Source organism: Mycolicibacterium sp. XJ2546, assembly GCF_053483195.1.
On sequence record NZ_JBEFRW010000002.1, the window covers coordinates 577,576 to 590,387 of the forward strand.

Here is a 12,812-nt window from a genome sequence, read left to right on the forward strand (position 1 = left end):
TCGATATGGATAGCGGCGCCCGCGACATTGTGAGCATGCCCCGAGGCGGGCCGGATGCTTCGTGGCTGGACCGGCGCCTGCAGACCGACCGGCTGGAATACCTCGACCGCGACGACGTCGACCACCTCAAGCGCAAGGTCATGAGCGCACTCGACCGCGCCGGGAGGCGACGGTGGATCGGTATACACGGGAAGTGCGCCCGCATGGCGCTGCGCGAAGTCGCCGACGTGCCTTCTCCGAAGATTCTGGAGCTCGGGGCCGGACTCGGCGGGCTGTCGAGCAAGCTGCTGGCGAACCACCCCACCGTTCAGGTGACGGTCACCGATATCGACCCGGCGTTCGTGGCAGGCGTCGTCGAAAGTGACCTCGGCAGCCACCCACGCGCCACCGTCCGCGAAATGGACGCGACCGCGATTGACGCCCCGGACGGCTATTACGACCTGGCGGTGTTCGCTCTGTCGTTGCACCACTTGCCGCCTGAACTCGCGGCGCGAGTGTTCGCGGAAGGGACCAGGGCGGCAAAGCAGTTGTTGATCGTCGACCTGCCCCGGCCACCGGCGCCGCTACATCTGATGTTGTTGGCGGTGGTGCTGCCGCTCACCGGGCTGTCACCGTTGCAGCACGACGGCTTCATCAGCTCGCTTCGCGCCTACAGCCCGTCGGCGCTGCGGGCCATCGCTCATCATGCCGACCCGGCGATCACCGTCGAGTTCCGGTCTCGGCGCGGCCTCGGCCCGACGGTGGCAGTGGCCCGTCGCGCCCGGTGACGCGGCACCCGGGCTGATCGATGGGCAGCTCAGGCGAGGATGCCGTTGACCACGGAAATCAGCCCGACCACGGTGAAGATCGTTATCAGGACCTGCCTTCGGTGCCTCAGCGCCCAGTTGTGCAGCGGACGCAGTAGCGCAAGGGTTTTCGCAGGCGCGACCAGATAGCTGATGAGGGTCATCTCAACAACCGCGAACATCGCGACGACGAACACGAGGACAGCGATGAACTGCGCGCCAACCGAGGCGCCCGAGGACACGATGGACGTGACCACGATGAAGACCAACATGGGCGGTGGAAGCCCGCCCAGGCCGAACACGAATGCCACCCACAAGGCCCCGCTGTCCCACGCGTTTTGGAGTCGGCGAAGCAACCGCCGGAATACCGAGCCGCCCTCTGCCGGCCCGTCTTGTGCAGTACCGAACGGCGATGTCACGGCGTGCGGCGCGGCGGATTCCTGATCGGGCGCCAGCGCGGGAACGTCGCCGGCCGGTGCGGGCACCCGCGCCCGCTCACGTATCGAGCGCACCACCAGATACGCGGCGACCGAAAGCATGAGGAGACCCATGCCGAACTGTATGAACCGGCCGGTAGCACTCTGCCCCGGCGCGGCCATGTCCTTGGAGAAGGTGGACAACGCCGGGGTGTAGTGCAGCACCAGCAGTGGGACCAGCAAGCCGAGAAAGTTCACGATCATGCTGCCCAGCCAGTAAGCCAGCAGATTCTGCACCGGCCGCGGCCGCGAGATCATCAGCACGATGACCGCGAGGAGCACCGGGTTGACCGCGAACATAAAGGCCAACGCCAGCAAGGGACCCCACACGGGCCGAAACACTACCCACCGATAGACCCCATGACGTCACATGGGCGAAGAACTCATGATTCAATGTCGCGCAGCAACCGACAACCTGGACACTGTTTTCGATCTGACGTCTCGTCTGTGCCAGGCCGGCTTACCCTGGAGGACCTTGTGATGGAGCACGGCGTTCGTGTGCTGTGCGCAGCGTTCGGGGCGGGGATGCGGCCGTGACGGTCGCCGCAGGCGGCGCTGGTGCACGCCCGGTTCTGGTGTTCGTGCTAGGCGTGGCCCGGTCCGGGACGTCGGCACTGGCTCGGGTTCTGTCGCTGTGTGGCGGTGCGCTGCCGTCGGCCCTCGTCGGCGCCATGCCCGACAATCCGCTTGGCCATTGGGAGCCGCGCGCAGCCAACGTGATCAACGAAAAGATTCTGCGCCGCATGGGCAGCAGCGGGTTCGATCCGACGATGCGCGCGCAGGAAGGAGGTGCGCTCGACGCGGCAGCCGAGGCCGCCTGTGTCGAAGAGATCCGGGCGTTTCTAGCCAACTTGCCCGACGCGCCGTTCGTGGTGATCAAGGATCCGCGGATATCGCTGCTGACCGGTATGTGGTTCGAGGCCGCGCGCCGGGCTGGATTCGACATCGTGGCCGTGAACGCGGTGCGGCACCCGCAGGAGGTGGTCGCGTCGGTGGCACAGCGCAGCGAAGTTCCCGCGGAACTCTCGAGCGCCTTGTGGTTGAAGGTCAACCTGCTGACCGAGGCGCACACCCGCGACGTGCCTCGCGTGTTCGTCGAGTACGTCAACCTTCTCGAAGACTGGCGCCGGGAAATGAAGCGGGTTTCATCGGCGCTCGGGATCAACCTGGAGACCCGCGATGAGGACGCCATCGAGGAGTTTCTCAAACCGGGTCTTCGCCACGAGCGCCACCAAGGCCCGGTGGCGGACCTGTTCGGTGCGGACTGGATCTCGGCGACCTACGAGTTGTTGCGCGCCGCCGCGCGCGACGAACCGTGGGACCAGTCGTCGCTGGACCGCATTTTCGACGCGTACCGGGTCAACGAACGCGATTTCCGGGCGGTGTTCGACGGCTACCAGCGGATCGAGAAGGTCAACCGCTACTTTCGGCCGTCCGTCATGAAGATGATTTACGAGGTCCGCGCGATCGCCAACCGGCGCCGGGGGACCTGGGCCTGAACCCAGAGTCCCTCTCGACCAACACAACTCGAGCAGAGAGTGCTGCCGACTCGGCGTGACCGAAGGGCCTGTCGCCGTCGCCGCACCGAAACCCACTGCGCACGAGCACCTCTCGGGTGGGCATCTGCCCCCGGCGGGCGGATTACCGGTAGCTGGCGGGCCCAACTGTCGACCGGCGAACGCGCCCGGAGACCTCTTGGCATCGAGAATCGCGACAATAGCGCCGAGCCCCATCTATTCTGCCCCTATGACCCAAAGCCGAATCACGTTGGAGGATTTTATGGCGGGGCGCGGCGCTCCTGCGTTGCCCACGGCACGGAGCGCGAGGTTGCCTTCGTGACCCACGCGGGAAAGAGCGGCGCGCCGGCGCGCCCGGTTGTTCTGTTCGTCATGGGTGCGCCCCGGTCTGGCACGTCGGCGCTGACCCGGGTTCTCTCGTTGTGCGGCGCTGCGCTGCCGGCCAAGATGGCCGGCGCGGACCGCAACAACCAGCGCGGCTACTGGGAACCACGGGAGTCCATCCACCTCAACAACAAAATCGTGCGCCGCCACAACAGCACCGCGTTCGACCCTTCGTTGCGCTTACAGGAGGACGGTGCGTTCGACGCCGAAGAGAAGGCCGCCTGCATAGCCGAAATCGGGAAGTTTTTCGCCACCCTGCCGACCGCGCCGGTGGTGGTCATCAAGGACGGGCATGTCACGCTGCTGTCCGACTTGTGGTTCGAGGCGGCGCGGCAGGCCGGGTTCGACATCGCGGTCGTCATCGCGGTGCGGCGCCCGCAGGAATCCATCCCGTCGGGTGCGGCGGCCTTCCACATCCCGACGGAACTCGGCAGCCCGGTCTGGCTGAAGTACTCGCTGCTGTCCGAGCGGGTCACGCGCGACCTGCCGCGCGTGTTCGTCGACTACGCCAACCTCCTCGACGACTGGCGCCAAGAAGTGAAGCGGATCTCGGTGGCGCTGGGCGTCGAGTTCACCAACCGGGATGAGGGCGCAATCGACGATTTCCTCACGCCGGACCTTCACCGCCAGTCACGCACCGGCCCAGTGGAAGAGCCATTCGGCACAAACTGGTTTTCGGTGGTCGACGAGACGCTGCGCGCGGCCGCCCGGGACGAGCCGGTCGACCAGGCGACGCTGGATCGCGTGTTCGACGGGTATCGGGCGAGCGAACAGGGTTTTCGGGCGGCGTTCGAGACCTATCAACGCCTGTACAAGATCAACCGGGTCATCCGGCCGTCGCTGCTGAAGCTACGCCACGAGATCGTTGCGCTCGCACACCGGCGCCGCGGGACTTGGGCTTAGCCACGCCGCGGGGTGGCGGAACGAAGGCTGGCCCCACCACGCCGCTATCCGTTCGGGCCTGCGCAGAAGTGCGTGGGCGACAGCGCGCGCCTTAACCAGCTCCAGCGGTGCGCGAGGACCACGTCGCAGTCTCGAACTGCCGTGGAGCGACCGACCTTTGGCGTAGATGGCCGACGCCGGACCCGCGCCAGCGCGGCGTCGCCCACATGCGACCGGCGCCTGAGGCGGCCGACGGCGACCGGACACGTCGTGACGAACCGGAATGGGAGTTTCTCAATTTGTGTCTTTGCGTGGACTGATACGGTCAGCCGGTGACTAAGAGCGCCGAGAGCGCGACCCCGGCGCCCGTCGAACGGACCCCGGTGCAACCTACGGGTCCTTCGACTTCGCTGTGGTCTCGCCAGTTCGTTGGTGTGGTCATCGCGATCGGCGGCGTGCTGCTGATGGCGTTCATGGACGGCCCTGTCGCGGTTTATGCGCTTCCGCAGATCCAGGACGAGTTGGGCTTGTCGAACGCCGGGCGCAGCTGGGTGATCACCGCCTACGTGGTGGCATTCGGCGGCCTGATGCTGCTCGGCGGCCGCCTGGGCGACACCTTCGGCCGTAAACGCATCTTCATCTTCGGGATCGCCTTGTTCACCCTCGCCTCGGCGTTGTGCGGGCTCGCCTGGGACGGACCGGTCCTCGTGGCAGCGAGGTTCCTGCACGGCGCGGCGGCGGCCATCGTGGCGCCGACGGCGATGTCGCTGATCGTCACGACGTTCCCGAAGGGGCCCGTGCGCAACGCGGCAGCGGGGGTGTTCGGCGCGATGAGCGGTGTCGGTGCGGTGGTCGGGCTGGTGGTCGGTCCCGCGCTCACCGAGGTGTCGTGGCGGCTGGCGTTCTTGGTGAACGTGCCGATCGGAGCGTTGGTGATCTACCTGGCCATCACCACGCTGCGGGAAACGCAGACGGAGCGGATGAAGCTCGACGCCAAGGGCGCCGTGCTCGGCACGTTGGCCAGCACCGCTGCGGTGTTCGGCGTCTCGATCGGACCCGAGCAGGGTTGGGGTTCGGCCATCACAATCGGCTCCGGTGTCGTGGCGCTGGTGGCCTTCGTGGCGTTTCTGTTGGTGGAGCGCACGGCCGACAACCCGATCCTGCCGTTCAGCCTGTTCTCCGAGCGCAACCGGCTGGCCATTTACGGCGCCATGTTCTTGGTCGGCGGGGTGAGTTTGACGCTGGCTGTGCTGGTCTCGCTGTATGTGCAAACCATCATGGGCTACAGCCCGCTGCGCGCGGGGATCGCCTTCATCCCGTTCGCTGCCGCGACGACCGTGGGGGTGGTGGCGGCGTCGCGGCTCGTCTCGTGGTTCCCGCCGCGAGCGGTGGTGACTACTGGCGCCAGCCTTGTGGCGGCCGCGCTGCTGTACGGTTCGACGCTGGGCGGCGACGTCCCGTACTTCCCCAACCTTCTGGTCCCGATCGTGCTCGGCGGGATCGGCATCGGCCTGATCAACGTCCCGCTCACGCTGTCGCTGGTGGCCAGTGTCGGCTTCGACCGGATCGGGCCGGCATCAGCGGTGGCACTGATGTTGCAGACCCTCGGCGGACCGTTGGTGTTGGTCGTCGTTCAGGCCGCGGTCACGCTGCGCACACTGGCACTGGGCGGCATCAGCGGACCGCCGGAGTTCATGAACGAGGTGCAGTTGAACGCGTTGGACCAGGGTCTGACCTACGGCCTGCTGTGGTTGGTCGGGGCGGTCGTGCTGCTCGCGGTGGCGGCGCTGTGCATCGGTTACACCGCGCAGGATGTGGCGCGGGTGCAAGAGGCCAGGAAGACGGCCGACGGCGAGGATGTCTAGGCAAGCGCGGGTCGGCCGACCGTACGGAAGCTGAACTCGCGCAACAGAGTCCGATCTGCGGCGGGAAAGCTGTCCGTCGGTGCGGTCGGACGTTTGCCAATACTCTCGATTCCCAGTCAATACCGCCGGTATCGGGTTATGCTGCCGGGCGGCTGGGTTGGGGCGCGGGCTTTCGTGCTCATCGGAGCGGACCGCACGGGAAGCAAAGGTTGGAATCCGCGATGAAGTTTGTGTTGTCGTTCTACGGGACGCGTGGTGATGTCGAGCCCGGCGTCGCCGTGGGCCGCGAGCTGGTGCGCCGTGGACACGACGTGTGCATGGCCGTTTCACCCGACCTGGTCGACTTCGCCGCGGCCGCCGGGCCCGCAGCGGTGCCCTGTGGGCCCGATGTGCGGGTATGGCAGGACGTGAACCGGGACTTCTGGGCCCGGTTTCTGCGCAAGTTCTGGCGGAACTTCTGGCGCATCGGGGATCTCAAAGATCTGCTGCGGGAGGACTGGCGGTTGCTGGCCCAGTGCTGGGATGACGTCAGCACGACGCTGACGGCGCATGCCAAGGACGCCGACCTGTTGTTCACCGGCGTGCTCGGCGAGGAGGCCGCGGGCAACGTCGCAGAGCATTACGGCATTCCATTGGCCACCCTGCACGTATTTCCGATCCGAGCGAACGGCCAACTGGTACCGGGGCTGCCCGCTCGGGCGGGCCGGTCGGTGATGCGGGCGTCGGAGTGGCTGGGCTGGCCCCTGATGAAGAAACTCGACGATCAGCAGCGTCGTGAACTGGGGCTGCCGAAGGCCACCAGCCCCTCGCCGTGGCGCATCGCCGAACGTGGATCGTTGGAAATCCAAGCCTACGACCCGGTGTGCTTTCCGGGGTTGGCGGAGGAATGGGCGGAATGGGATGGCCGGCGACCCTTCGTCGGCGCGCTGACGATGGGGCTTCCGGGTAACGCCGACGACGAGGTCGCCTCATGGATCGCCGCTGGGGCGCCGCCGATTTGCTTTGGCTTCGGTAGCATGCCGGTGGACTCTGCCGCCGACACGCTCGCCATGATCAGCGGGGCGTGCGCGCAGTTGGGTGAACGCGCGTTGGTGTGCGCCGGGTCGAGCGATTTCAGCCACGTCCCCGAATTCGACAACGTCAAGGTGGTCGACACCATGAACTACTCAGCGGCCTTTCCCGCCTGCCGCGCGGTGGTGCACCACGGCGGGGCGGGCACTACGGCCGCGAGCCTGCGCGCCGGGGTACCCACGTTGGTGCTTTCCACGGACCTCGACCAGACGTTGTGGGGAGCGCGGGTCAAGAAGCTCAAAGCGGGAACGGCTCGGCGGTTGTCGGCCACCACCGAGAAGTCGTTGGTCGCAGACCTGCGCACGATCCTTGCACCCGAATGTGTTGCCCGGGCCCGCGAAATCGGTGCCAAGATGATGCAACCCGCCGAAAGCGTCGCGGCCGCCGCCGATGCGCTGGAAGCGTTCGCCCGCGTCCATGTCGCCTGAGCCAGCCTGCCGAACCCGATGAGCGGTCAGATCTTTCGATGAAGTTTGTGCTGGCAACGTATGGAAGCCGCGGTGACATCGAACCGATGGTCGCCGTCGGCCGCGAACTGCTACGCCGCGGGCACGACGTGCAGATGGCCGTCCCGCCCGACCTGATCGGTTTTGCCGAGGCGGCGGGTCCTACCGCCGTGGCCTACGGACCTGATCTGCAGGCCGTTTTGGACGCGCACCGAAACTTCTGGACGCACTTCTTCCGCAACTTCTGGAAGGTGCGGGACCTGGTCAAGCGTCGACGCGAAGTCGTGGAGCCTTTTCTGCAGTGCTGGAAGGACATCATTGCGACGCTGACATCGCTGGCCGAGGGCGCCGACCTGTTGTTCACCGGGGTCAACTTCGAAGACGCCGCAGGCAACGTCGCCGAGTTCTACGACATCCCGTTGGCCACACTGCACTTCTTCCCGCTGCGGGCCAACGGCCAATTCGTCCCGTTTCTGCCTGCGCCGCTGGGTCGTTCGGCAATGAAAGCGGGCGAGTGGTTGGCGTGGCGCAAGGCCAAGAAGGTCGAAGGCGTACAGCGCAGTGAACTGGGCCTCCCGAAGGCCACCGCACCTTCGCCGTGGCGGCTCACCGGACGCGGTTGCCTGGAAATCCAGGCCTACGACGAGGTTTGCTTCGCGGGGCTGGCCGAAGAATGGGCGCAATGGACGGACCAGCGTCCCTTCGTCGGCGCCCTGACATTGGACCTGCCCGCCGACGCCGACGACGAGGTCGCATCGTGGATCGCCGCGGGCGCACCGCCGATCTTCTTCGGCTTCGGCAGCTTGCCGGTCGAATCCGGCACCGAGACGCTCGAGATGATCACCGCGGCGTGCGCCCAGTTGGGCGAGCGGGCCCTGGTTTGTTCGGCCGGAACTGAATTCTGCAGGGTTCCCGAAGCCGACCACGTCAAAGTCGTTACCGCAATGAACTACTCGGCCGCGTTTCCGGCCTGCCGCGCGGTCGTACACCACGGCGGCACGGGCACCACCGCAGCGGGTCTGCGCGCCGGGGTACCCACGTTGATCCTCTCGACGGATCTCGATCAAACGCTGTGGGGGACTCGGATCAAGCGACTCAAAGTGGGCACTGCTCGACGCTTTTCGGCGACCGACGAGAAAACGTTGGTCTCAGATCTGCGCATGATCCTTGAGCCGCAATATGGAACAAGGGCCCGCGAAGTCGCCGCTCTGATGACCAAGCCGGCCGAAAGCGTCGCCACCGCAGCCGACCTGGTGGAGAAGCTCGCTACTCGAGGACGCCCGCGCTGACGCACGGTTGGGGTGGGCAAACGTTATCGCACAACGGGCTTAGGCAGGGCCGGGCGCCTACTTCGATCCCGAGTTGCTCGAATAGGTGTCTTCGGTAGCGACCGGGCACCCCGATGCCGATGTTCCTTGCGAACCCGATGCGATGTCCCTGACCGCGCGGACCTTGATGCGCGCGCCGCGGTGTGGCACGAAGGTGACGTGCTTCAACTTCTGCTTCTCGTCGGGATCGGTGGTGGTGCACAGTTCGACCCGGCGCAGGATCTCCCGCAGCACGACGTGCGTCTCGACCATCGCGAACGTGGCTCCCAGGCAGCGGCGATTTCCGCCGCCGAACGGCAGATAGGTGGTCGGGCTCAGCGAGGCGCCCAGCATCCGGTCCGGGTCGAACCGCTGCGGATCGGGATACAGTTCGGCGCTCGCATGCACCAACCCGATCGACACGTCGACCGTTGTGCCCGCCGGCAGTCGGTATCCGCCCACCTCGGTCGGTTCGGTCAGCACCCGGGCGGTACTGAATATCACCGGGCGGATCCGCAGCGTCTCTTTCACCACGGCGTCGAGGTATTCGTCGCCGGCCGGATCGCCGGCGGCGCTCGCATCTGCGGCGCGCACTGCCTTGGCCAACGCGTCGGGGTGACGAACGAGCCGCTCCAGTGCCCAAGCCAGCGACGTCGCGGTCGTTTCGTGCCCGGCCAGGATCAGCGTCAGAAGCTGGTCGCGCAGTTCGCGGTCGTCCATCGTGCCGCCGTCTTCGTCGGCGGCGCGGACCAGTATGGCGAGTGAGTCGGTGCGTTCGGCCAGGTCGGGATCGGCGCGGCGGTCGGCGATCTCGGCGTAAAGCAGCTCATCGACTTCCGCGAACCGTTGGCGCAACGCTCGCCACGGTCGCCAACCCTGCAGCTTCGGCTTGGCAACCGCCAGCGTCTCCCACGGGGTCAGATACAGCAGCCGCGGAACGACTTCGCGTAGTGCGGCCAGCCGCTCCGGCTTCGTTGCGCCGACGACGGTGCGCAGGATCACCTCGAGCGCGATCTCGGCCGTCCTTGGCGCCGCCGGAAAGGTCTTGCCCACCGGCCATCCCGCGATGTTCTCGGCAGCGATCGAGATCATCGCATCGGTCTGGCGCGCGACCGCATCGCGCGCGAACGCAGGCATCATGAGGCGGCGCCGGTCGCGGTGTTCGTCCTCGTCGATCACGAACAACGAGCTGTCACCGAGCACCCCGCGCAGAATCTCGTGTCCTTCGCCGGAATGAAAAACCCTGGGGTCACCGACGAACACCGTTTTGATGGCGGCGGGGTCCGCGACATAGACCACCTTGCCCACCAGCGGTTGGCGCAGCGTGAAGATATCGCCGTAGCGGCGCTGACATGCGCTGAAGTAGTCCAAGCCGTGCCGCAGCATCAATGCCGACTGCGCCAGCATGGGAAGCCGAGGGCCAGGGGGTAGGACACTTTGCGTGGTTTCGCTCATCTGCGGTCCTAGCTACTAGACGGTTCGAAAGCCGACCCACCGAACACCTCGAACTGCAACTGGCGTGGATTTGCCGTCGGCGATCCTCGCTGCGAGCGGATCCAGTGGTGCAGATCAGGAGGCTCACGGTGATTACAACATAATGAGTATGGAATCGAACGTACATGCTCCGGCGGCCAGACATACCCGCCGATGAGAAAACGGGTCGGTTCAGTGACGTGGCAGTCCCATCGTGGCGCGAGATAACCCAGGCGGCAACAGAATTGGTGCGAGCACCGTGACGATACACAATCGCGGGGACCCGTCGACCGCGGTGGCGGCCACATCGAACTGCGAGGGCCGGCGATCGTTGACCGGCTGCGTAACGCAGGCCCGTTCCACCTCGCCCACTGCTCAGGCCACGTCTGCGCCGGGCTAAGCACCGACGGCCGGCACGGCGATGAAGCGCGAGGCTCGCTGGCTGAGGCCAGGCCCCCTGCACGCCAACTGACGGCCACGTTATTATTGGTGCTTCCGCGGCATCAGCCACCGCGGAAGCCGAGCCAATGTCGAAGGGTGGACGCCGTTTTGAACCCGAGGCGGTTGGGGTCCGACCGAGCGAGCTCGGACGGGCACCCCGTGACGTGACATCGAGTCCGTTGAACGTAACGCTCAGGTGAGCAAACGTCATGGTAGGCGGCGTAGCAAAACGCCGCGATGACGCCGAAAACGCCGCTGAACGGCAACCGGCGAACCGCCGCGAACTGCTGTTCAAAGGCCGCTCGCCATGAGCTTCGCTGACCTTGCTGATTTTCTGTTTCGGAGGCCGGGTCGCGGCCATTTCGCTTCGCGCAGCTCGTTACTATAATGCGACGTAGTTAACACCCGGGATTTTCTCCAAACCACGAACCGGGTCCGTTGACCTCCGATAGATTTAGAACATGTTCCACTTGTGTCGACTAGATGACCTGGAGAACTGTTGAGCATCAATCCTTTCGACGACGACAAGGGCACCTTTCTGGTGTTGGTCAACGACGAAGAGCAACACAGCCTGTGGCCGTCCTTTGCCGATGTTCCAGCAGGGTGGCGGGTGGTATACGGCGAGGCGGACCGCCCCTCTTGCTTGGAGTACATAGAACAAAACTGGCCCGATATACGACCGAAAAGTCTGCGTGAGAGGTTGGCACAGGGCAGGACTATTGATAACTAAGCCGCGGAGGCAGTCCGATGGAAAGGGATAACAGGACACTTCCGCTCACGCGAGGCCAGCTGGATATTTGGCTTGCCCAGGAAACCGGACGGTCCGGTGTCAAGTGGCAGCTGGGGATGCTTGGGCTAATCGAAGGCCCAATCAAGCACGATTTGCTGGAGCGGGCAGTTCGTCATGTGGTGGGCGAGGCCGAGCCGCTCCGAGCTGCGTTTTTCGAGGCAGAGGGCCAGGTTTTCCAGCAAGTCATGGATTACCCGGACACCGAGCTCGCGTACTACGACCTCACCAACTCATCGGACCCTGCCCGCGACGCGTACCGGACGGCGTCAGCGATCCAACGCACTGTGCTGCCGCTGAGCGGTCCGCTGTTCAGATTCGCGTTGTTCCAGACACGGCCCGAGCAGTTCTATTTCTTTGTCTGCTGCCACCACATAGTTATCGATGGAATAGGCATGGGCATTGTCTGCCATCGAATTGCTTCGGTCTATTCTGCAATGGCCGTCGGCGAACCGATTCCGCCTCCTATTTTCGGGTCACTTCGCAGCCTCATTGATTGCGAATTGGAATACGAGGCCTCCGACGATTACGCCGAGGACCAAGCCTATTGGGCAAACAACATTCCAGAGGAAACCGAGGCGCCGCACGGTCCGGTACCCAACATCGCCGACCGAGCCAACGAATATGAGCCCTCGGCACCCGTCCAGTTGGATCCCGCGGTCGTCGCCAAAGCCCGCGATTTATCGCACGCGCTGGGGGTGCGCCGGGCGTCGGTGATCGCAGCGGCGTGCGCGCTTCTGGTGCACGGCGAAATCGGCGGGTCTGAAGTCGTCCTCGATTTTCCGGTGAGTAGGCGGGTGCGCCCAGAGGCACTGATGGTGCCGGGCATGATTTCGGGCGTCGTGCCCCTAGTTTTAAAAGTGTCCGCGCAAACAACGGTCGGCGATTTTTGCGCACACGTCGACAAACAGATACAAGAAGCGCTACGGCATCAACGGTTCCCGGTCCGCGCTATTGAGAACAAGGGACGTTTCGACGGCATAGGCCAGTCATCGAACCGGGCGGTTATCAATTTCATCCCGACCACGCGGCTTGCCGACTTTGCCGGCGCCGCGGGGTCAGGAACGGTCACCCACACCGGCCTAGTGGATCAGTTCGGGCTGGTCATCATCCGCAACGATGAAGAGCTATTCCTCAGCACGTCGGGTGTCGGGGAACTGTTCGCCGACTGCGACGCTCGCGACCTGGCGGACCGATTCGAACGTGTGCTGCATTCGATGACCGCCGACCCTGCGCGAGTGCTTTCGACGATGGAAGTCCACGACTGGGCCGAGCAACCCCTTCTCGATAAGTGGGGTAACCGCGCGGCGCTGGATTCGACCGTCGGCGGTACCTCGATTCCGGCGTTGTTCGCCGAGCAGGTGGCCCGTGACCCTGC

At 65.3% G+C, this 12,812-nt stretch carries 10 protein-coding genes; 8 read left to right on the forward strand and 2 right to left on the reverse strand.

Annotated elements, in window-relative coordinates:
* Positions 1 to 5 precede the first annotated feature (5 nt).
* Positions 6 to 767 carry a class I SAM-dependent methyltransferase gene (locus tag ABQE44_RS06310; protein WP_448428769.1) on the forward strand — a complete coding sequence of 254 codons (762 nt, stop codon included), beginning with the start codon at positions 6 to 8 and terminating at the stop codon, positions 765 to 767.
* 29 nt (positions 768 to 796) lie between these two features.
* Here ABQE44_RS06310 and ABQE44_RS06315 read toward each other — a convergent pair whose 3' ends face one another.
* Positions 797 to 1,591, reverse strand: a complete 795-nt coding sequence (locus ABQE44_RS06315; RefSeq protein ID WP_448395082.1) for a GAP family protein — start codon at positions 1,589 to 1,591, stop codon at positions 797 to 799.
* A 203-nt stretch (positions 1,592 to 1,794) separates the two neighbouring features.
* Between ABQE44_RS06315 and ABQE44_RS06320 the strand changes: the two genes are divergently transcribed.
* From ABQE44_RS06320 to ABQE44_RS06340, 5 genes are all read left to right on the forward strand, one after another.
* The gene (locus tag ABQE44_RS06320; protein WP_448395083.1) at positions 1,795 to 2,760 is read left to right on the forward strand and encodes a sulfotransferase family protein; all 966 of its coding nucleotides are present in this window, start codon (positions 1,795 to 1,797) and stop codon (positions 2,758 to 2,760) included.
* Between the two features lie 390 nt (positions 2,761 to 3,150).
* Positions 3,151 to 4,065, forward strand: a complete 915-nt coding sequence (locus tag ABQE44_RS06325; RefSeq protein ID WP_448395094.1) for a sulfotransferase family protein — start codon at positions 3,151 to 3,153, stop codon at positions 4,063 to 4,065.
* 443 nt (positions 4,066 to 4,508) lie between these two features.
* Positions 4,509 to 5,909 (forward strand): MFS transporter, encoded by a 1,401-nt coding sequence (locus ABQE44_RS06330; RefSeq protein ID WP_448428798.1) that lies wholly within the window; start codon positions 4,509 to 4,511, stop codon positions 5,907 to 5,909.
* Positions 5,910 to 6,130: 221 nt separating this feature from the next.
* Entirely contained in the window at positions 6,131 to 7,408 is a 1,278-nt protein-coding gene (locus ABQE44_RS06335) for a glycosyltransferase (RefSeq protein ID WP_448395084.1), read from the forward strand.
* Positions 7,409 to 7,446: 38 nt separating this feature from the next.
* Entirely contained in the window at positions 7,447 to 8,715 is a 1,269-nt protein-coding gene (locus ABQE44_RS06340; protein ID WP_448395085.1) for a glycosyltransferase, read from the forward strand.
* Positions 8,716 to 8,772: 57 nt separating this feature from the next.
* Here ABQE44_RS06340 and ABQE44_RS06345 read toward each other — a convergent pair whose 3' ends face one another.
* Complete coding sequence (locus ABQE44_RS06345) at positions 8,773 to 10,188, reverse strand: cytochrome P450 (RefSeq protein ID WP_448395086.1); 1,416 nt, start codon at positions 10,186 to 10,188, stop codon at positions 8,773 to 8,775.
* A gap of 958 nt (positions 10,189 to 11,146) precedes the next feature.
* On the opposite strand from ABQE44_RS06345, the gene ABQE44_RS06350 reads away from it, so the two are divergent.
* Complete coding sequence (locus ABQE44_RS06350) at positions 11,147 to 11,377, forward strand: MbtH family protein (RefSeq protein ID WP_448395087.1); 231 nt, start codon at positions 11,147 to 11,149, stop codon at positions 11,375 to 11,377.
* 17 nt (positions 11,378 to 11,394) lie between these two features.
* A partial coding sequence (locus ABQE44_RS06355) for a condensation domain-containing protein (RefSeq protein ID WP_448428771.1) occupies positions 11,395 to 12,812 on the forward strand: 1,418 nt, incomplete at its 3' end.